Source organism: Lysobacter capsici (assembly GCF_018732085.1).
GTDB classification, from domain to species: domain Bacteria; phylum Pseudomonadota; class Gammaproteobacteria; order Xanthomonadales; family Xanthomonadaceae; genus Lysobacter; species Lysobacter capsici_A.
The window spans coordinates 5644377-5663450 of record NZ_CP076103.1 but is presented as its reverse complement, the minus strand read 5'-3'; the positions used below and the strand labels follow the sequence as shown (position 1 = coordinate 5663450).

At 68.0% G+C, this 19074-nt stretch carries 17 protein-coding genes; 5 read left to right on the top strand and 12 right to left on the bottom strand.

Annotated features, from left to right (window positions below):
- Window positions 1-128: 128 nt before the first annotated feature.
- On the top strand, window positions 129-749 hold the full coding sequence (locus KME82_RS23615) for a TetR/AcrR family transcriptional regulator (RefSeq protein WP_215496191.1): 621 nt from the start codon (window positions 129-131) through the stop codon (window positions 747-749).
- Between the two features lie 66 nt (window positions 750-815).
- Here the strand turns inward: KME82_RS23615 and KME82_RS23610 are convergent, their stop codons facing one another.
- The 3 genes from KME82_RS23610 to KME82_RS23600 form a co-directional block, all read right to left on the bottom strand.
- A complete protein-coding gene (locus KME82_RS23610) occupies window positions 816-1307 on the bottom strand; it encodes a hypothetical protein (protein ID WP_215496190.1) in 492 nt (163 codons plus the stop codon).
- A gap of 89 nt (window positions 1308-1396) precedes the next feature.
- Window positions 1397-2761, bottom strand: coding sequence for an ATP-binding protein (locus tag KME82_RS23605; RefSeq protein ID WP_215496189.1), 1365 nt, complete (start codon window positions 2759-2761; stop codon window positions 1397-1399).
- Window positions 2762-3460 (bottom strand): response regulator, encoded by a 699-nt coding sequence (locus KME82_RS23600; RefSeq protein ID WP_215496188.1) that lies wholly within the window; start codon window positions 3458-3460, stop codon window positions 2762-2764. It lies immediately after the preceding gene.
- 1035 nt (window positions 3461-4495) lie between these two features.
- Between KME82_RS23600 and KME82_RS23595 the strand changes: the two genes are divergently transcribed.
- The 3 genes from KME82_RS23595 to KME82_RS23585 all read left to right on the top strand — a co-directional run bounded on the left by KME82_RS23595 (window position 4496) and on the right by KME82_RS23585 (window position 5636).
- Window positions 4496-4714 carry a hypothetical protein gene (locus tag KME82_RS23595; protein ID WP_215496187.1) on the top strand — a complete coding sequence of 73 codons (219 nt, stop codon included), beginning with the start codon at window positions 4496-4498 and terminating at the stop codon, window positions 4712-4714.
- A 126-nt stretch (window positions 4715-4840) separates the two neighbouring features.
- Window positions 4841-5299, top strand: a complete 459-nt coding sequence (locus KME82_RS23590) for an SRPBCC family protein (protein ID WP_215496186.1) — start codon at window positions 4841-4843, stop codon at window positions 5297-5299.
- 10 nt (window positions 5300-5309) lie between these two features.
- Entirely contained in the window at window positions 5310-5636 is a 327-nt protein-coding gene (locus KME82_RS23585; RefSeq protein ID WP_252255501.1) for an ArsR/SmtB family transcription factor, read from the top strand.
- Window positions 5637-5884: 248 nt separating this feature from the next.
- Here KME82_RS23585 and KME82_RS23580 read toward each other — a convergent pair whose 3' ends face one another.
- From KME82_RS23580 to KME82_RS23570, 3 genes are all read right to left on the bottom strand, one after another.
- Entirely contained in the window at window positions 5885-6358 is a 474-nt protein-coding gene (locus KME82_RS23580; protein ID WP_215496184.1) for a cupin domain-containing protein, read from the bottom strand.
- A gap of 120 nt (window positions 6359-6478) precedes the next feature.
- Window positions 6479-7282, bottom strand: coding sequence for an MBL fold metallo-hydrolase (locus KME82_RS23575; RefSeq protein ID WP_215496183.1), 804 nt, complete (start codon window positions 7280-7282; stop codon window positions 6479-6481).
- A 208-nt stretch (window positions 7283-7490) separates the two neighbouring features.
- Window positions 7491-8186: a glutathione binding-like protein gene (locus KME82_RS23570; protein ID WP_215496182.1), complete on the bottom strand. Its 696-nt coding sequence runs from the start codon at window positions 8184-8186 to the stop codon at window positions 7491-7493.
- Between the two features lie 88 nt (window positions 8187-8274).
- On the opposite strand from KME82_RS23570, the gene KME82_RS23565 reads away from it, so the two are divergent.
- Window positions 8275-9729 (top strand): PLP-dependent aminotransferase family protein, encoded by a 1455-nt coding sequence (locus KME82_RS23565; RefSeq protein ID WP_215496181.1) that lies wholly within the window; start codon window positions 8275-8277, stop codon window positions 9727-9729.
- 32 nt (window positions 9730-9761) lie between these two features.
- On the opposite strand, the gene KME82_RS23560 is transcribed toward KME82_RS23565, so the two are convergent.
- The 6 genes from KME82_RS23560 to KME82_RS23535 form a co-directional block, all read right to left on the bottom strand.
- The gene (locus tag KME82_RS23560) at window positions 9762-10214 is read right to left on the bottom strand and encodes a hypothetical protein (protein WP_215496180.1); all 453 of its coding nucleotides are present in this window, start codon (window positions 10212-10214) and stop codon (window positions 9762-9764) included.
- A 65-nt stretch (window positions 10215-10279) separates the two neighbouring features.
- Window positions 10280-10633: a hypothetical protein gene (locus tag KME82_RS23555; RefSeq protein WP_215496179.1), complete on the bottom strand. Its 354-nt coding sequence runs from the start codon at window positions 10631-10633 to the stop codon at window positions 10280-10282.
- Window positions 10634-10708: 75 nt separating this feature from the next.
- Window positions 10709-12052 carry an FAD-dependent oxidoreductase gene (locus KME82_RS23550; RefSeq protein WP_215496178.1) on the bottom strand — a complete coding sequence of 448 codons (1344 nt, stop codon included), beginning with the start codon at window positions 12050-12052 and terminating at the stop codon, window positions 10709-10711.
- Between the two features lie 40 nt (window positions 12053-12092).
- Entirely contained in the window at window positions 12093-12908 is an 816-nt protein-coding gene (locus KME82_RS23545; RefSeq protein WP_215496177.1) for a DUF6875 domain-containing protein, read from the bottom strand.
- 252 nt (window positions 12909-13160) lie between these two features.
- Complete coding sequence (locus tag KME82_RS23540) at window positions 13161-14504, bottom strand: MFS transporter (RefSeq protein WP_215496176.1); 1344 nt, start codon at window positions 14502-14504, stop codon at window positions 13161-13163.
- Window positions 14501-19060 (bottom strand): non-ribosomal peptide synthetase, encoded by a 4560-nt coding sequence (locus KME82_RS23535; protein WP_215496175.1) that lies wholly within the window; start codon window positions 19058-19060, stop codon window positions 14501-14503. Before KME82_RS23535 ends, KME82_RS23540 begins: the two co-directional genes overlap by 4 nt.
- Between the last annotated feature and the right edge of the window lie 14 nt (window positions 19061-19074).

Sequence of the window (19074 nt, the reverse complement as noted above, 5' to 3'; positions counted from 1 at the left end):
GATCGATCGGCGATTGCGGGCGCGTGCGCCGACGGCGAGTACGACAGATGCGACCCGTCCAGGCCGGTCGGACACAACACTGTTGAATCGGCTATGATGAGAACCATTCTCATTTGAAGGCTGCTCCGATGACGACGTCCCGGTCGTCCGCGCTCGCCGTTTCGCCGCCGCCTGCCGCGCCACCCGCCGCGGCCGCGTTGATGGACGCCGCCGAGCGCTTGTTCATCGAACGCGGGGTCGAGCGCGTCGGCCTGGCCGAAATCGCTGCCGCCGCCGGCCTGCCGCCGCGCACCGCGCGCGAGCACTACGCCACCCGCGAGCAATTGCTGCAGGCCATGCAGGATCGCTTCGTGAGCGATTACTGCGCGCACCTCGACGCGGCGATGGCGCGCTGCCCGCCGGGCGACTGGGGCGCGCGCCTGCGTACCTTTGTGCGCACCGGCGTCGACGGTTACCTGGATCACGTCGCCTTGCACGACGTGGTCTTTCACGACCAGCGCAGCCACGACCGCCACGCCTGGCAAGAAAACCCGGTGATCGAGCGGCTGGTCGAACTGCTCGAAGGCGGGATCGCCGCGCGCGTGTGGGTCGCGCCGGACCCGCGCCTGACCGCGGTGATCTTCTTCACCGCGCTGCACAGCGCGGTCGACCGGGTGATCGCCAGCGGCGAACCGGCCGACCGGCAGCGCCTGAGCCAGACCTTGATCGGTTATTTCGAACGCTCGGTGCAGTGGTGGACGCGGTTTTGAACCGCCTCGCGCATCTTCGCGTCGGTTGGCCCGGCTGAGGCGGCGACCAACCGCGTCGCGCGCCGCTCAGGCCGCGCGGGTCTGCGCGAGCAGATCGGCGATGGTCTCGCGCAGGGACGGATCCAGCGCTTCGAAGAAATCGCCGCCGATCAGCGAGCGCGCCTCGCGCAGTGCGTCCAGCGCCGCGTCGACCTGGCCGCTGCGCAGCAAGGCCTGGCCGAGCAGCAAGGTCGCCAGCGGCGCCTGCTGTTGCAGGCACCACGCCCGCGCCTCGCGCGCGGCGTGGATGCAGGCCGCGTCGTTGCCCAGTTGGAAATAGGCCTCGGCGACGCCGCTGCGCAACCAGAAGCGGATTTCGTCCTGCGGCAGGCCGGCGTCGGCCAGCGCGATCGCGCGCGCCCAGTGCTGGGCGGCCTGGCGGGGTTGTTCGCTGGCGAGGTAGCCGATCGCCTGATTGGCCAGGTCCAGCACCTGCGATTCGACATCGTCGAACAGCAACTCGGTGGCGCTGCCGTCGTGGCGGGCGTCGTCGGGGAACGCATTCATATCCATATGCATGAGAAGTCCTTTGGGGTTCCTTCCTGGAAGCCGGTAGGGCGGTAGTGGGAGCTTGCGTAACAAATAACGCCGCTTGCGCCGAAAAAGGGTCATTGAATGTGGAAGGAGTGCTCCAGCTCGTCCAGGTCCTCGGCCTCGCCGCGGTTGCGGCCGGCCCACAGGCCGGGCTGATGGCGCGGCAAGCGCGCGACGAAACGCGCGCCGCCCAGGCTCGAGCCGTCGACCTCGATCTCGCCGCCGTGGCGTTCGATCACCTGGCGCACGATGCTCAGGCCCAGGCCGAAGCCGCCGGTGGCGCGGTCGCGGCTACGGTCCAGGCGGTAGAACGGTTCGAACACCCGGCGCCGGTCCTCGACCGGAATGCCCACGCCGTCGTCCTCGACGATCAGCCGCCAGGCCGCGCCGTCGCCCTGCGCGCTGACCCGGATCGTGCTGTCGGCATAGCGCAGCGCGTTGCGCATCAGGTTGGAGAAGGCGCGGCTCAGGCTGCGCGGCTCCACCGCGATCTGCTCCAGGCCCGGCGCGATCGCCCATTCGATCGTGGTCGCGCGAATCCGCAGTTCCTCGGCCGAGACGCCGGTGGAGGCGCGCAGCAGCGTGCCCAGGTCGACCTGCTCCAGGGTCGGCAGCGGGCCGTTGCGCTCCATCATGCCCAGGGTCAGCAGTTCGCCGACCAGCAGGTCGAGTTCCTCCACATCGCAGCGCAGCGCATGCACGCGGGCGCGCGCGACCCGGTCGTCGAGGGTATCGGCCAGATTGGCCAGGCCGAATTCCAGCCGCATGATCGGCGTGCGCAGCTCGTGCGAGGCGGCGTTGACCATGTCGCGCTGCGACTGGATCAGCCGGCCGATCTGGTCGGCCATGTTGTTGAAGTACATGCACAGATGGTGGATCGAGGAACCGCCGCGCAATCGCGCGCGCGCGCTCAGGTCGCCGTCGCCGAAGCGCGCGGCCGCGTCGCGCAGGCGCTCCAGGTCGCGCCAGTGCGGCTGCAGCCAGATCATCAGTCCCAGCAGCACCATCGTGAACACGGTGAAGTAGGCGATGTAGCGGATCGGGAAATCGCCTTCGTCGTAACCGATCTGGATCACTTCGCCGCCGCGCAGGCGCAGATAGACGTGGTGGTGCTCGCTGTTGCCGTGATCGCTGGCGGTATCAGAGCGGCGCAGGTCGTCGCGCACCTGCGCCGACAATGCGCTCAATCCCGATGCCGGCAGCAAGCGGTAGCGATCGGCGGTGACGCGGTTGAGCGCGGCGACGCGGGCGCGCAGTTGCTCGCCGCTCGCGCCGGCCAGACGCTCGCGCAACAGGGCCAGTTCGCCGACGAATTCTTGCCGCGCCGATTCGCCGTACTGATCCGGGAACACATACGGAAACACCTGCTGCACCAACAGGAACGAGCACAGCAGCAAGCCGGCCACGGTCAGGTACAGCCGCACCAGCATCTGCAGCATTCAGTCCTCCCAGGCGATCGGGCTGAACAAGTAGCCGCGGCCCCACACCGTCTTGATCTTGCGCGGCTCGTGCGCATCGTCGGCGAAGTGCCGGCGCAGCCGCGAGATGCTGACATCGACGGTGCGATCGACCCCGTCGAAGCCGATACCGCGCCAGCGCCGCAGCAGTTCGTCGCGGCTGAGCACGCGGCCGGCGGCCTGGGCGAGGATCACGAACAGGTTGTAGTCGGCGGTCTTCAGGTCGATCTCCTCGCCGCGCCAATACACCTGGCGCGCGCTCATGTCGATCTGCAACCCGCCGTAGCTCAACAGCGACGGCATCGCGGCCTGCGGCTGCGCCTGGCTGCGGCGCAGGATCGCGCGCAGCCGCGCCAGCAGCAGCCGCGGTTCCACCGGCTTGAGCACGTAATCGTCGGCGCCGACTTCCAGCCCGGTCACCTGATCGAACAGATCCGCGCGCGCGGTCAGCATCACGATCGGCAAATCCGATTGCTTGCGGATCTGGCGGCAGACATCGAAGCCGTCCATGCCCGGCAACATCAGGTCGAGCACGATCACGTCGGGCGGATCGGCCTCGATCGCGGTCAAGGCCTGGTCGCCGCGCAGCACCACGCGGGTCTGAAAGTCGTAGCGTTGCAGGTATTCGGAGATCAACCCGGCCAGACGGGCGTCGTCCTCGATCAGCAGGACTTTGTTCATGGCCACCTCATGCGAGCCGGCATGGTAGCGCCGGCCGATGCGGTCGGTCGGGGCAATACAAACAAACACATCCGACGTAAATCTCCGCGTCAGGCGGCATGCAAGCGGACGGGCGATCGCGCGAGCGGGGACGGCGGACGATGCGTCGAGGGGACGAGCCGCGCGGCTCGCCATCGTATCGGTGACGCGGCGATGGGGGCATCCAGTATCGGTCTGGCGGGGGAGTTGATAGTGGTGATGCCGAGAGCGGCGTATCGGTTGCAATCTCGGCCTGCGAGCGTTTGCGCGAGTCCGAAGCGAACGAAGGCCCGCGCATTGTATGCGCGGTGACGCTTGCATTGAGGCGATGCCGGCGATCTGGCGCGGTGCAGTGGCGATCGATGACAAACGTCATGCGGTCGGCGCGCGATCGAGCGGCGTTCCGGCATTTCGGCGTTCGCGCGCGTGTCGGTCGATTGCGTTGGAATGGCCGCGGATGGAACCGATCGGCACCTCGACCGGATGTGCGCTTGGAACACAGCGCGACATCCATCGCGGATGGTTCTGAAATGGCGACCGCGAGGCGGTCGGGGCCTGCGCGCCAGGCGCGCCGGGCCGCGCTCGTTCCGTCCATGGCCGGCATACTATTGAGCCGCGGCGCCATCAATCGGCCGGTCTGCGGAGCGAGCCCGAGGAGGGATCTGGCAGCGGAGGATTCTCAGGCCGCCCAGGTCCGACCCTTTATCGGCAATGCCGGATTGCCAAGGACGTGGCTTGCATGAAGCATCAGAAAATCGATCGGCTTGGGCGCTTACCTGCTCCAGGTCGATCTGTCCCTACATCGGGCATTCGGCCGTCCGCGTCACGTACTGACGGACTATCTGCGCGATCACAGCGCGGTGCCCGGCGAAGTGTGCGTTTTTTCTGGAGCGGCGTCCGCTTGGATGCGGGCGATCGACTCAGCTCGGTTCCGCGGCTGGTGTGGCTGAGGTTGATGAATCGGTTTCGGCGCGATCGGATCGTCAGCGCCTGGTTGTTTGCGCTGGCGAACGACATATGCGCGAGATCGCGAACTACCTCGACGACGGGCAGGCACGCATAGGCGGGAAGGCCAGTGAGCCGCGCATGACGGTCGCCCATCTCGACGAGGAACTGCGGTGTACGCTTGGATCTGCGAATTCTCGCACCTGCGACCGTGTGGAGCGCTTCAATCAATGCGACCACAAGCAGCATCGGTCGATCGACGAGATCGCAGGCAGGAAGTGGCCGCTCTGATCGTTCGCGCAGGTTCGGCGTCGACATCGCGCGGAGCAATCCGGCGAATATAAACAGGCAACTTGACGGTTGCATTTAGGCCGTGGCAGCATGCCGGCACGAAATGCACCCAGGAGGTTGCCTGTCATGAACGCATCATCTACCGACCGTATCGAACGCCAGATCCTGCTCAAGGCCCCGCGCGCCAAGGTCTGGCACGCGTTGACCGACGCCGAGTCCTTCGGCCAGTGGTTCGGCGTGAAGTTCGAGGGCCAGCGCTTTGTCCCCGGGGAAGTCACCCAGGGATACATCACCTATCCGGGCTACGAGCATCTGCTGATGCGGGTGGTCGTGCGCGAACTGCAGCCGCAGCGGCTGTTCTCGTTCAACTGGCATCCGTATGCGGTCGATCCGGCGGTCGACTACTCCAAGGAGGAGCCGACGCTGGTGGAGTTCACGCTCGAAGAGGTCGAGGGCGGGACGCTGCTTCGCACGGTCGAGTCCGGCTTCGACAAGGTGCCGGCGGCGCGGCGCGAGGAAGCGTTCCGGATGAATTCCGGCGGCTGGGACGAGCAGATCAAGAACATCGAACGCTATGTCAGCTAAGCCGGCGGCGTTGAAGGCGCCCGCGCTGCGCAAGTCGGCGCGGGTGTTCGGTGCGCTCGGCGACGAGACGCGGCTCCGCTTGCTGGTGGCCTTGTGCGCGGGCGGGGCGTTTTCGATCGCGCAGTTGACCGCGACCACGCAGATCAGCCGGCAGGCGGTGACCAAGCATCTGCAGGTGTTGGCTGAAGTGGGACTGGCACGCGACCTGAAGGTCGGGCGCGAACGTCTGTGGGAGTTCGAGCCCGCGCAGATCGATGAGGCGCGACGTTCGCTGGAGAGCATCGCCGGGCAGTGGGAGCAGGCGCTGTTGCGGTTGCAGGCGTTCGTCGAGGGTTGATCGCAGCCAATCCCGATCGCGCGTGCAACCGCGGGATCTCGTGGGAGGGGCTTGAGCCCCGACGTTTCTCGATCCGTAATGGTGGATGCTGCGATCTGAGTGAAAGGCGTCGGGGCTGAAGCCCCTCCCACAAAAAAACTCGAAACCTGCGCAGTCGTTGGTGGTTGCGATGCTCCGGATTCGGATCGAACGTCCCAAACTCTAATCGATTCCCGATTCCCGATTCCCGATTCCCGATTCCCGCCGACCTACCGATCGGTCAGATCCAGCACCGTCCGCCGATGCTCGCGGCAATACCGCTCGTACTCCGCGCGCTGGGTCGTGGCGTTGGCACGCGCACGCACGCTGCCGCCCGGGCCGAGAAATTCGACCGTGCCCATCACCACCACCAGCGCGATCATCGGCTCGTTGCCGACGATCTTCCACCAGTCGACATTGCCGGACGGTTCGAACACGTAGTCGCCAGGGCCGATCAGTTCGCCGGTGCATAGCTGGCGGGTGCCGCTGAGGTTGTAGGCGTGGATCTCACCGGTGTGCCGGTGCAGCGGCATGGTCACGCCGGGGTCCATGCGCAGCAGTTCGACGAAGCCGCGGTCCTCGGCGAAGAAGCGCAGCGGCTTGGCGTACTTGCCGCGGGTAGCCGAGGGAATCCACGGCAGGTCGGCGCTGGCGCTGATGCGCGCCGGCAGGTACTGATGCAATGTGTCCGGACCAAGCGTCATGGCAATAGCTCCAGCAAAAAAGTCGAAAACTCAGAAGGGACCGAAGAACCCCATAAACGACGCGGCATCCATCAAGCGTGCCGCGGTCGCTCAGGCAACATTCGATCGAACGCCCACCGCTCAAGCCGCAATCGCGGCAAAGTAACGTTCGAACGACGCACCCACCGCCTCGCGTCCGCCGCCGACGATGTTGCGTCCCCAGGTGTACCCGTACACATCCTCGAACCCGTAGCGCGACACGCGCTGTTGCATCGCCTGCACGTCGCTCGGCTTCATCGGGATGTAGTTCGGGTAGCTGTACATGAAGGTCACATGGCGGCGGTCGGACACGACCTGCAGCGCGTCGCCGGGGAACAGCGCATCGCCGCGTTCGCCGCCGCGACGCCAGTGCAGCGCGGTGCTGCCGGTGAAATGGCCGCCGCAGCGGATCAGGGTGACGTCGGGCGACAGCGGCAGTTCGTCGCCGCTCCAGTAGCGGATCAGCGGCGAATCGCGCTGCACCCATTCGCGGTCGGCCTCGTGCAGATAGATCGGCACGCCGCCGAGCGCCTGGCTCCATTCGACCATGGAGGCGTAGAAGTGCGGGTGCGAGATCGCGATCAGGTCGACGCCGCCGCGCGCCTTCAATTCGGCCACGGCGTCCTCGGTGACCAGGGTCAGGCACTCCCACAGGATGTTGCCGGCGTCGGTCTGCAGATAGATCGCGCGTTGATTGATGGCGAAGTCCGGGCTCAGGCCGATGCCGAGCACGCCGGCGTCGTCTTCGAAACGCAGGCTGTAGCGTTCCGCCATCGCCTCAAGGGTGGTCCAGCGCTGGCCGTTCCAGCCGACGTACTGGCGTTCGTCTTCGCAGATCGGGCAGCGCTCGGGCGGCGCGGAGGATTCGGCGAATTGGGTGCCGCAGGTTTCGCAGATCGGATGCATGGCGGGCCTCGTGGAGGTGGCGATGTGGTTTCTGGTTCGAGCGGGCAAAGCGTTGCCATGACGGCCTGGGCCGTCTTGCGTTCGATTCGTTGTTTCGATTCCGGCATTCCCGCAGATACGAACGGGCGGGAATGCGATGTGTCGCTATTGACGCGGTGGAGCGGTGCCGGTGTCCGAACCGCGTTGTCGCCTGCGTTGAAGTCGCCGCTTACTTCTGCGCGCCTTGCCCGAACAAGACCTTGCGTTCGGCGTCGCTGAAGTTCGCCGTCTTCGCATACGGATCGTCGACGCCCTGGTACGCGCGCTGCGTCGCCGGCCGCGCGCGGATGCGTTCGAACCAGGCCTGCAGGTTCGGCGTGTCGGCGAGGGTCTGGCCCAGCCCGGCGTGCGGCACGATCCACGGATAGCAGGCGACATCGGCGATGGAGTAGGTCTCGCCAGCGATGAAGTCGCGTCCCTGCAATTGCCGGTCAAGCACGCCGAACAGACGCTTCACCTCGCGGGTATAGCGCTCGATCGCATACGGCACCGCTTCGGGCGCGTGGGCGCGGAAGTGCCCGGCCTGGCCGGCCATCGGGCCGAGCCCGGCCATCTGCCAGAACAGCCACTGAGTGGCCTGCAGCTGCGCGCGTTCCTCGCGCGGCCACAGCAGGCCGGTCTTGCGTGCGAGGTAGAGCAAGATCGCGCCGGATTCGAACACCGCCAGCGGCTCGCCGCCGTCGGCGGGGGCGTGGTCGACGATCGCCGGGATCTTGTTGTTCGGCGAAATCGCCAGGAAGTCCGGCTGGAACTGCTCGCCGGCCGACAGCTTGACCGGCACCACGCGGTGGGCCAGGCCGGTCTCTTCCAGGTACAAGCGCAGCTTGAGGCCGTTGGGCGTGGCGGCGAAATACAGGTCGATCATGGGGGCGCTCCGTGCGGCGGGGGCCGCTTTCATGGGGTCAGCTTAGGGGTAAGCTGGTGCCTTGGTTGGTCCAGCCTGGGGAGATTTGATGGAACCAGTTTTCCAGTTTCCGCTGGCCTTGCCGGACCGCGGCCAGGGCACCCTGACCCAGGCGCTGCACCAGCAACTGCGCGCGGCGATCCTCGACGGCCGGCTGGCCGCGGGTTCGGCCTTGCCGGCCACGCGCCAGGTCGCCAGCGCGCTCGGGATCGCGCGCAACACGGTGGTGACCGCGTACGACCTGCTGATCGCCGAGGGCTACGTGACCCCGCGCGCCGGCGCCAAGGCGGTGATCGCCGACGTCGCCGGACGCCGCGACCGGCGCGGGCCGCGCTCGCTGGCGGCCGGCATCGAAGACCCGCGGCTCAATCCGTTGTGGCGTACGCCGTTCCTGCGCCCCGGCCCGCCGCGGCAACTGCCCGAGCGCTGCTTCCGCCTGGGCATTCCCGATCACCGCCATTTCCCCCACGACGTGTGGCGGCGTTTGTCGGCGCAATCGCTGCGCAGCTGGTCGAAGAGCCGTTTCAGCTATCCGCCGTCGGAAGGCATCGCGCCATTGCGCGAGGCCATTGCCCAGCACGTCGCGTTCGCGCGCGCGGTGGCGTGCGTGGCCGACGATGTGATCGTGACCTCCGGCGCGCAGCAGGCGTTCGATCTGCTCGCGCGTTTGCTGGTGACGCCGGGCGTCACCAAAGTCGCGGTCGAGGAGCCCGGTTATCCGCCGGTGCGCGCCGCGTTCGCCGCGGCCGGTGCGCGCCTGGTGCCGATGCCGGTCGACGACGAGGGCCTGTGCGTGGAGCAACTGCCCGAGGACGTGCGGGTGATCAGCGTGACCCCGTCGCATCAGTCGCCGACCGGCGTGGCCTTGTCGTTGTCGCGGCGGCGCGCCTTGCTCGACTTCGCACGGCGACGCAACGCGATCGTGATCGAGGACGATTACGACGGCGAGTTCCGCTTCGGCGGCCGTCCGCTGGATGCCTTGCAGACGCTGGATCGCGATGCGCTGGTGTTCTACGTCGGCACGTTTTCCAAGAGCCTGTTCCCGGCGCTGCGCAAGGGCTTCGTCGTCGCGCCGGCGTGGGCGCGCGATGCGCTTATCTCGGTCAAGCACTGCGCCGATTCGCATTGCGACACCGTCAGCCAGTCGGTGCTCGCCGCGTTCATCCGCGACGGCCATCTGGCCCGGCATGTGCGGCGCATGCGCGCGATCTACGGCGAGCGGCGCGATGCCTTGCTGGTGGGATTGCGCGACGAACTCGATCCGTGGATGCAGCCGATTCCGTCCGAGGCCGGCCTGCACCTGGCCGCGCGCATCCGCGATCCGGCGCTCGCGCCGGCGGTCCTGGCGCGTGCGCTGCCGCTGTTGCCGGGCGCGGAGTCGATCGACGATTACGCGATCGCGCCGTTGTCGCGGCCGGCGATCACCTTCGGCTATGGGGTGATCGATGCCGAGGAGATCGGCGTGGCGCTGCGGCGGGTGCGGCGGGCGCTGGAGTCGCTGTAGCCCGTCTATTTGTCGCGGTGAGCGTGTCGCGATTAGTCTGCGCGAGCAGGCACTGGAAGGAAGCTGCGGCAGCGCATCCGGCGCAGATCGGTGCGGCGCTCGCTGCACACGCGCGGATTGGGGTCGAGCACGTAGCCGCCGTGGTCGTCGTGGAGGTACACCACCCAATGCCAGTTGCCGTCGCGCGGGTTGGGGTTGATGCCGAGAATGCCGTCGCTGTCGAGCGCATCGGCGCGTTCGAGCATGCGCTCGCGGCCGGGACGCGCGCCGAGCAGGCGCAGCATCCGCGCCAGTTCGTTGGCGCTGGTGTAGTAGGCCTTGCGTCTGTGACGAGCGTTGCCGCCGCTGGCTTCGCCCGACGTTTTCGGCACGATGCCGAGCTGGCGCGCGAGCGAACGCGCTTGCGCATAGCCGATATGGCCCAGCATGGCCACGCAGGCCAGGCCGCAACCGGTGCTGTCGAGCTGGGTCTTGCGGTGGATCATCGATCGGTACGCGATGGCGGCGGTTTAGACGCCGTCAGTGTAGTCGCGCTTCGCCGCGGCCGGACTCAGCAGGCCGCGTCGGCGGTTCGCGGCCGCGCGTCGCGCAGACGCCGGCGGGTGCGGATGAAATCGACCGCGAGCAGGCTCAACGGGCGAGTACGCGCATCGATGCCGAACGCGGCCAGCAGCAGCGCGCGCTCATCGTGGCTCAAGCCGCCGCCCAGGCCTGGGTCGGCGCCGCCATGCGACGGCATCCGGATGGCCGCGTCGTCGCGCGAGCCACGCAACGCGCGCAACAGCCCCAGTTCGCGCTCGCCGCAGCGGGCGAGTCCGTCCTGGCTCAGGCCAGTTTCGATGCCTTCGGCGTCGGTCAGGGCGGCCTGGGGCAGGCGGGCTTGGATCGCAGAGTTCTCGTTCATGCCGATATCCTTATCGCAAGATCGTGTCGATCCGATGAAAGCCGCTTGCGCAAGCGGCTCACCGGTGGCGCCGACTCAGAGCAGCCGGCCCACCCACACGCCCGCGCCGACCACCACCAAGGCCAGCGCCGACACCGCGCCGAGCAGGATCTTCTCCTGCTGCCGCGAGCGCTTGAGCGCGTCGCCGTACGGCATGGTGGTGTGGGCGATCATGGTGTACAGCGGCAGCCAGGTCTTGGGCAGCAGCCGGTTGAGCGCGGCGTCGACGCGCTTGCGCGCGAGGAACCAGAACGACTGCACCTTCTGCTTGAGCTCGATGAAATTGGCCTTCGACAGTTCGGCCAGGGTGTCGGTATGCGGCCGCCGCGACTGCTCATAGGCGATAAAGGCGGCGCGGCGGTCGCGCGGGTGCGCGGCGAACGCGGCCATCAGCGCCGAGCAATCCTCGAACGCCGAGTTCATGCCCTGGCCGTAGAACGGATACACCGCGTGGCAGGCGTCGCCGACCAGCACGATCCACTCGTCCATGCTCCACGGCGCGGTGCGGGTGGTGATCAGCGAGCCGGTCGGGTGGCTGACCCAGTCGTCGACCAGGTTGGGCAGCAGCGGGATCAAGTCCGGGAAATACTTGCCGAACAGCGCGCGCACCTCATCCGGCGTACGCGTGGTGGCAAAACTGTCCGGCCCTTCATGCGGCAGGAACAAGGTCAGCGTGTGCGACCCATCACGGTTGGGATGGGACACGAAGAAGCAATGCACGCGCGGCCACACGTGCAGCGCTTCGAGTTCGATCTGCGAACCGCCGCCGGGCAGCGCCGCCAGGCTCAGTTCCTTGTAGCCCCACTCCAGGTATTCCTGGTGATAGTCGGCGCGTTCGCCGCGCTGCATTTCCTGGCGCGCGCGCGAGAACGCGCCGTCCGCGCCGACCACCCAGGCCGGCTGCGCGCGCACTTTCTCGCCGTCGTGATCGAATTCCAGCTCGCGCCGGGCCTTGTCGATCCGGTCCAGGCGATGGTTGAAATGCAATCGCACCTGCGGATGGCGCTGGGCGTGATCGAGCAGCAGCCGGTTGAGTTCGTTGCGGTCGATCGAATGCAGCACTTCGCCGCGGTCCTTGCCGTAGGGCTGGAAGCGGGTGCTGCCGTCGGGCGCATGGATCACCCGGCCGCCCATCACCACCGACAGCGGCATCACCTGGTCGATCAGGCCGACCTCGGTCAGCGCCTGGATGCCACGCTTGGACAGGCCCAGGTTGATCGAGCGCCCGCCCTCGCTCAGGCCGACGCGCGGGTCCGGGCGCCGTTCGTACACGTCCACGCCCACGCCCTGGCGCGCCAGCGACAAGGCCAGCAGCGAACCGGCCAGGCCGCCGCCGACGATCGCCACGCGTCCGCCGGCGTTGATGTCTTGCTCAGTCATCGAAGTCAGTATCCGTACATTCGAAGGTGTCGGCGGCGCCTCAGGCGCGCACCGGTTTGTCGGCTTTGTCGGCCTTGTCGGCCGTCTTGTCGGCCTTGGCCCGCTTCAGCGCGCGCACTTCCAGTTCCGCATCGACCAGCGCGGTGAGCGCCTGCTCGAAGTAGTTGCGCCGCACCGTGGGGCCGAGCCGGCGCAGGTAGGAACGCAGGTACTGGCCGCGCACCTGCGGCGTGTCCAGCGAGCGGCGCAGGAACGGCAGGTCGGTTTCGACCATGTGCCGGATCGCGAGCATCGGCACCGGGCTGCGCAGCGGACGGAAGTCCGGATTGCGCAGCCCGGGGCTTTCGTTGGTCGCGTGGAACTCGCCGAGCATCAGGCCCAGGTCGACGAAGCTCGGCTTCAACTGCTGCTGCACTTCGTCGATGAACGCCGCCGCTTCGTCGCCCAGGTGCGGGAACACGATCAACACGGTTTTGTTGATCGCCACCTGGCCGGTGCGCGGTTCGATTTCGGCGAACAGGTCGCGGTATTCGCCGATCAATTGGGTAATCCTGTCGACGCTGACATCGCGGTCGTGGATTTCCGCCAGCCAGATCGTGTCGAGCGCGAGCGCGGTCGGCGTGAACGGACACACCGGTCCCGGCCGGCCCACGTCCGGGTGCGGACGGGCGAGGAAGGTGCGGATCCACGCCACGGTCTGCGGCAGCGGCGCGCTGGGGTCCTGTTCGCGTTCGACCACGGAGGCCTGCAGCAGTTTGCCGCGCACCGCGGCGATCGGGCTCTCGACGAAGGCCTGTCCCTGCATCAGCAGGCGGTCGGAGTCGATGACCGAAGTCGAGTCGTTGTCTGGGGTCATTGCCATTTCATCCCTGCATCACTTGGCTTAGCTCAGACCGCGCCGCACGGTGTGTGCGTGCGCGAGTCCGTCCATAACTCGCCGGCATCGGCGAGGCACTGCGTTTGGATCCTTACCCGCGTTCGCCGCCGGCGAACGCATCGTCGAGCGGCGGTGTACAGCGTCGGTCGCGATGGTCGCGTACCGCGCGATACGGCCCTGGGTCGATGGCTGGGTCTTGCATGAACGACTCCTTGTTGATGCCTGAGCGACTCAGGCCACGCATTTGATGGGGGTTTCGTCGATCTCGCCTTGCTCGGCCGCGACCGGCGCGTCGGGCAACTGCTGTTCGACTTCGCGAATGGAACGCACCGACCAGGCGACCGCGGCGATCGCCACCATCGACAACCCCAGTACGATGAACATCAGGCTCAGGCCACGGCCGGGGCCGGTGCCGATCAACAGGCCGATCGATCCGGCGAGCGCGCCGTCGACCGCCATCAACGGTTCGAACACGTGCTCGGCCAACGGTCCGGCCAGGCAGAACGCCAGCGGCATTGCCGCTTCGGCGAGCACGCGCTGGATCGCGAAGCAGCGGCCCTGCAGATCGGCCGGCACCTTGCTCTGCCACAGCGTGGCGTTGCTGGCGTTGATGATCGGAACGCTGAGGAAGAACAGGAACCCGGCCACCACCACCAGCGCGAACGACGGACGCAGCCCGTGCGCGGCGAGGAACAGGCCGGCCAGCATCGAAAATCCGAGCACGCCGACCACGCGCCGGCGCGGCCCGCCCCAGGTCGTCATCGCCACGCCGCCGATCAACAGGCCGACGCCGCCGATCGCCATCTGCATGCCGAGCAGCGCCGGATCGGCCAACGACAGGATCAGCGGGGTGATCGCGATGCTGGCGATGCCGAACATGAAATTGCTCAGGCCGAACACGATCAACAGGCCGAACAGGCCGCGACGATCGCGCACGTAGGCGAAGCCGGTCGCCGCTTCGTGCCACAGGCCGCGCTCGTCGTCTTCCAAGGTACGTTGCGGCCGCGGTATCCGCGCCCATACCAGCGCCAGCAGGCCGGTCACGAAGGTGAGCGCGTCGACGATCAGCACGCCCTGCATCGAGATCGTGCTGACCAGGATGCCCGCCAGCAGCGGACCGCCGACCTGGGCGATCGCGAAACCGGTCTGGACCAGGCCGTTGACCCGGGTCAGCTGATCGGAGGTGGCCAGCAGCGGAATGCTCGCCGCATAAGCCGGTTGCAGGAACGCGTTGGCCAGCGCGGTGATGCCGACGCCGGCGTAGATATGCCACATCGCCAGATGACCGCTCGCGAGCAGGCCGGCCATCGCGAGCATGGTGGTGGCCGAGATCGCTTCGCACGCGATCATGGTGCGGCGCCGGTCCCAGCGGTCCACCAAGGCGCCGGCGATCGGCGAGATCAGCAGCGACGGCACCGCCATCGCCACGAACACCATCGCAAAGCGCGTGGTCGAGCCGGTGCTCTGCAACACCCACACGCCCAGCGCGAACGCGGTCAGGCGCGAGCCGACGCCCGAGACCAGCTGGCCGAACCAGATCAGCAGGAAGTTGCGCAGGCCGGCCCACGGATTCATGCGCTCACCTCGGCGGCGACCGGGAAGAAATCGCGTGATTGCAGGAAACGCACGTACAAGCGCAACAGCGCGGCGTCGGCCGGCGGACAGATCAGCCCGAGCGGCTCGACCGCGCGCGTGGTCGCGCTGCAATCGAAGCTGGGTTCGCGCGGATCGGGATGGGCCGGGAACAAACCGGCGAACGGCGCCAATGCGTTTTCGCGCGACACCGAGGCCTGCGCGAGCAGTTCGCGCCGCCACTGCTGATAGTCGATTTCCTCCAGCGCCAATCCGGCTTCGCGCAGGGTCGCCACGGCGGTCGGGATCGGCAGGCGGCGGCGGTTGTAGAAATGGAAGTTGCCGTTGGCCTCGCCCGCGCCGAGCGCGATGCGCACGATCGAGCGGCCGACGTAGTCCACCGGCGCCATGTCGAAGGCTTCGTTGGGCAGATGCGGCGCGCGGCCCATCTGCACGCAGCCCTTGAGCCAGGCGTTGAAGTAATCGCCCAGGTTGCTGGCGCCGGTGTGGCTGTCGCCGGTGATGCGCGCCGGCCGATAGATCGCCACCGGCAGGCCGCGTTCGCGCGCGACCAGCGCCAGTTGCTCGCCGACCCACTTGCTCTGGTTGTAGCCGCCGTATTGTTCGTCGGCGCTCGGCGGCGGATCGGATTCGAACACGGTGCGGTCGAGATTCGACGCGGTCAGGCACACGCCGAGGGTGGAGACCAGATGCACCGGCTTGAGCCGGTGCAAGGTCGCCAGCCGCAGCACTTCGCGGGTGCCGCCGACATTGGCCGCTTCCAGGTGCTGATACGGCGCGAGGAAATTGACCTGGCCGCCGTTGTGGAAGATCACCTCGGCGCGCTGCGCGAGCGCATCGAACGCGGCTTCGTCCAGGCCCATGCGCGGCAATGCGAGATCGCCGAGCACGATCGCCAGGCGCGCTTCGTCGCCGGCGCGCCACAGGCCGTAGCCGTGCAGGTTGGCGCGAATGCGGGCCAGCCCTTCGCCGGTGTCGGCAGCGCGCACGAGGCACACGACTTCGGCGCTGGTCACGTCGAGCAGCTCGCGCACCATGTAGGCGCCGAGGAAACCGGTGGCGCCGGTGATGAAGGCCGAGCGCGGGTTGGCGCGCGAGGCCGCCGGCAATGCGGCGTTGCGCGGATGGATATCGTCGGCGAGTTGCACCTGCGCGGCCAGATCGAATTCGTCGACCGCTTCGCCCGACAGCAGTTCGTCGATGCGGCGCGCCTGCGCGGCCAGGGTCGGCGCGGCGAACACCGAGGCCAGCGGCAGCTCCACGCCGAGCGCGGCATGCAGCTTGAACACCAGCGGCAGGGTCATCAGCGAATCGCCGCCGATCGAGAAGAAATCGTCGTCGGCGCTGATCTCGTCGCGGCCGAGCACCTCGCGCCAGACCGCGAGTACGGCGCGCTCGGTGTCGGTCTGCGCTTCGATCATGGTGCGTTCGACCAGCAACTCGGCGCTCGGTTCGGGCAGCGCCTTGCGATCGACCTTGCCGTTGCGGTTGAGCGGCATCGCCGGCAGACGCACGTAGGCCGACGGCAGCAACGCTTCGGGCAGGCTGCGGGCGAGATGCTCGCGCCACTGGTTCGGGCCGCTGGCTTCGTCGGCGACAACGTAAGCGACCAGGCGCTTGTCGCCGGGCCGGTCTTCGCGCAGCAGCACCACCGCGGCCTCGACCTGCGCATGCGACTCCAGCGCGGTTTCGATCTCGCCCAGTTCGATGCGGAAGCCGCGCAGCTTGATCTGGTGATCGCGGCGGCCGAGGAATTGCAGGCTGTCGTCGCTGTTCCAGCGGGCCAGATCGCCGGTGCGGTACAGCCGGCCACCGGTCGCGAAAGGATCGGGCGGAAAACTCGCCGCGCTGAGTTCGGCTTGATTGAGATAGCCGCGCGCCACGCCGAGACCGCCGATGCAGAGCTCGCCGACCACGCCGCGCGGCGCCAACGCGCCGTGCGGATCGAGCACGTACAGGCGCACGCCCGGCAACGGACGACCGATCGGCAGCTCGCGCGTCACGTACTCGCTGGCATCGGTCGTGCTGAGCATGGCCGCGCACACCGAGGTCTCGGTCGGGCCGTAGTGATTGCTCAGCGCGACCCGGCCGTCGGTGATCTGGGCGAAGCGGCGCACCTGTTCGACCGCGACGCTCTCGCCGCCGATCATCATCAGGCGCAGATGCGGCAACAGCGGCTCGCTGCGCACGATCGTCGACCAACCTTCGCTCCAGCGACGCCACAGCGCGGCCGGCGCGTCGATCGCGCTGATCCGGTGCTCGCGGCAGAACGCTTCGAGTTCGAACGGGCCCAGCTCAGTCGGATTGGGATGCAGCACCAGCGCCGAACCGCTCGCCAAGGCCGGGAACACATCGCCGACCGAGGCGTCGAACACCAGCGGCGGGATCATCAACAGGTGCTGGTCCTTGAAATCGTGCCGTGCCATGAAGCCACGGGTCAGATTCGCCGCGCCGCGGTGTTCGATCACCACGCCCTTGGGCTGGCCGGTCGAACCGGAGGTGTAGATGACGTAGGCGGCGTGCTCAGGCGCGAACTCGACCGCGGGCGCGCTCGCCGACTCGGCGGCTTCGTCGCTGACCAGTACCGGCACGCGCAGGTTCAAGGCATCGGCGCGCGCGCGCCATTGCGGCGGCGCCACCAGCGCCAGCGCGGCGGCGTCGTCGAGCAGGAAATGCAGGCGTTCGTCCGGATGCGCCGGGTCCAGCGGCAGATAGGCCGCGCCGGCGGCGAGCACGCCGAGCACCGCGACCAGCGCTTCGATCGAGCGATCGGTCAACACGCCGACCCGCGATTCCACGCCGACGCCGAGCGCCTGCAACGCAAGGCCCAGGCCGTTGGCGCGTTGCAGCAGCTCGCGATAGGTCAGTTCGCGGCCCGGTTCGATCAAGGCGATCGCATCGGGCGTGCGCAGCGCTTGCTGCGCGAACATCGCGTACAGGTGCTCGTTTGCAGCGTCGAGTTCGTTATCGAGTTCGGCGTCGCCGCCATGTCCCAGGCGCAGCAGTTCGTTGCGATCGGCGGCGTCCAGCAGCGCGAGCTGCGACAGCGGTCGATCGGGATGCGCGACCGCGTCGCCGAGCAAGTGTTCGAACTGGCGCAGCAGGCGCTGCGCGGTGCCGGCGTCGAACAGGTCGATGTCGTAGTCGAGCACGCCGTTGATGCCGTCGGAACCGGCGGCCAGCGACAAGGTCAGTTCGAAGCGCGCGGCCTGGGTCTGCGGATTGATCCAGTCCAGCTCCAGGCCCGGCAGCGTCAGCGGCGCGCCGACCGCGTTCTGCAATACGAACATGGTCTGGAACAGCGGCGTGCGGCCGGGCACGCGCTCGATCCGCAATTGGTCGACCACGCGTTCCAGCGGCGCCTGCACGTGTTCGAACGCATCCAGGCAGTGCGAACGCGTGCGCGCCAGCAACTGGCGGAACGAGGGATCGCCGCTCAGATCACCGCGCAGCGCCACGGTGTTGACGAACAGGCCGATCAACGGTGTCGATTCGGCCAGGCCGCGGTTGGCGACCGGCGAACCGACCACGATGTCGTCCTGGCCGCTGTGACGCGCGAGCAGGGTCTGGAACGCGGCCAGCAAGGCCATGAATAGAGTCGCGCCTTCGCGGCGCGCCAGCTCGGCCACGCCGTCGGCCAATGCCTTGGGCAGTTGCAGCGATTGCCGGCGTCCGCGTCCGAGCGCGGTCGCCGAACGCGGCTGGTCGGTCGGCAGATCGAGCAGGCCGGCGTGGCCGGCCAGCGCGTCGCGCCAGAAGGTCATGTGCGCGGCGAGGCGTTGTTCCTGCGCCGGCTCGCGCTGCCACAGCACGCAGTCGCCGAACTGCACCGCCAGTTGCGGCAGCGCCGCGTCGAGCGCATCGGGCGACGCGCCGTCGAGGCCGGCCGCGTACAGGCGGCCGAGTTCGTCGTAGATCACCCCGATCGACCACGCGTCGGAGACGATGTGATGCAGCACGACCATCAGCACGTGGTCGTGCGCGTCGACCCGCAGCAGGCTCGCGCGCATCAGCGGCGGCTTGCCCAGGTCGAACGGGCGCTCGGTCTCGGCATCGACCAGGCGCTGGATTTCCTGCTCGCGCAGTTCCGGCGCCAGTCCGCTCAGGTCGATCATCGGAATGTCGAAGGCCACCTCGTCGAACACGGTCTGGCGCGGTTCGCCGGCGACTTCGCTGAAGCCGGTGCGCAAGGTGTCGTGACGATGCACGATCCGCGCGAACGCGTTGCGCAACGCGGCGACATCGAGCGCGCCGCGCAGGCGCAGGTGATCGCAGACGTGATACGCGCCGGTGCCCGGCTGGAACCGTTCGAAGAACCACATCCGCTGCTGCGCTGGCGACAACGGCAACGGCGTGCCGGCGACGCTGCGACGCGTCACCGCGTCGGGTTTCGGCGCGGCCGCGGCGTTGCGCGCGGCGAGCTGGCGCAACAGCAGTTCGCGCTGTTGCGGGCTCAGTCGCGCCAGGCGCTCGGCCGCCGCGTCGGAAACGGCGGTGTCGGCGGCGGAGTCGGCGGGGTTGGAAGAAGACGGGTTCATGCGGTGCGGTTCGT

What these genes read in the sequence shown, in the direction of transcription:
- KME82_RS23540 (WP_215496176.1), bottom strand. Translation starts at nt 14,504, where the DNA reads ATGAATCCGTGGGCCGGCCTGCGCAACTTCCTGCTGATCTGGTTCGGC.
- KME82_RS23615 (WP_215496191.1), top strand. Translation starts at nt 129, where the DNA reads ATGACGACGTCCCGGTCGTCCGCGCTCGCCGTTTCGCCGCCGCCTGCC.
- KME82_RS23555 (WP_215496179.1), bottom strand. Translation starts at nt 10,633, where the DNA reads ATGAACGAGAACTCTGCGATCCAAGCCCGCCTGCCCCAGGCCGCCCTG.
- KME82_RS23600 (WP_215496188.1), bottom strand. Translation starts at nt 3,460, where the DNA reads ATGAACAAAGTCCTGCTGATCGAGGACGACGCCCGTCTGGCCGGGTTG.
- KME82_RS23565 (WP_215496181.1), top strand. Translation starts at nt 8,275, where the DNA reads ATGGAACCAGTTTTCCAGTTTCCGCTGGCCTTGCCGGACCGCGGCCAG.
- KME82_RS23605 (WP_215496189.1), bottom strand. Translation starts at nt 2,761, where the DNA reads ATGCTGCAGATGCTGGTGCGGCTGTACCTGACCGTGGCCGGCTTGCTG.
- KME82_RS23535 (WP_215496175.1), bottom strand. Translation starts at nt 19,060, where the DNA reads ATGAACCCGTCTTCTTCCAACCCCGCCGACTCCGCCGCCGACACCGCC.
- KME82_RS23590 (WP_215496186.1), top strand. Translation starts at nt 4,841, where the DNA reads ATGAACGCATCATCTACCGACCGTATCGAACGCCAGATCCTGCTCAAG.
- KME82_RS23595 (WP_215496187.1), top strand. Translation starts at nt 4,496, where the DNA reads ATGCGCGAGATCGCGAACTACCTCGACGACGGGCAGGCACGCATAGGC.
- KME82_RS23550 (WP_215496178.1), bottom strand. Translation starts at nt 12,052, where the DNA reads ATGACTGAGCAAGACATCAACGCCGGCGGACGCGTGGCGATCGTCGGC.
- KME82_RS23610 (WP_215496190.1), bottom strand. Translation starts at nt 1,307, where the DNA reads ATGCATATGGATATGAATGCGTTCCCCGACGACGCCCGCCACGACGGC.
- KME82_RS23570 (WP_215496182.1), bottom strand. Translation starts at nt 8,186, where the DNA reads ATGATCGACCTGTATTTCGCCGCCACGCCCAACGGCCTCAAGCTGCGC.
- KME82_RS23560 (WP_215496180.1), bottom strand. Translation starts at nt 10,214, where the DNA reads ATGATCCACCGCAAGACCCAGCTCGACAGCACCGGTTGCGGCCTGGCC.
- KME82_RS23575 (WP_215496183.1), bottom strand. Translation starts at nt 7,282, where the DNA reads ATGCATCCGATCTGCGAAACCTGCGGCACCCAATTCGCCGAATCCTCC.
- KME82_RS23545 (WP_215496177.1), bottom strand. Translation starts at nt 12,908, where the DNA reads ATGACCCCAGACAACGACTCGACTTCGGTCATCGACTCCGACCGCCTG.
- KME82_RS23580 (WP_215496184.1), bottom strand. Translation starts at nt 6,358, where the DNA reads ATGACGCTTGGTCCGGACACATTGCATCAGTACCTGCCGGCGCGCATC.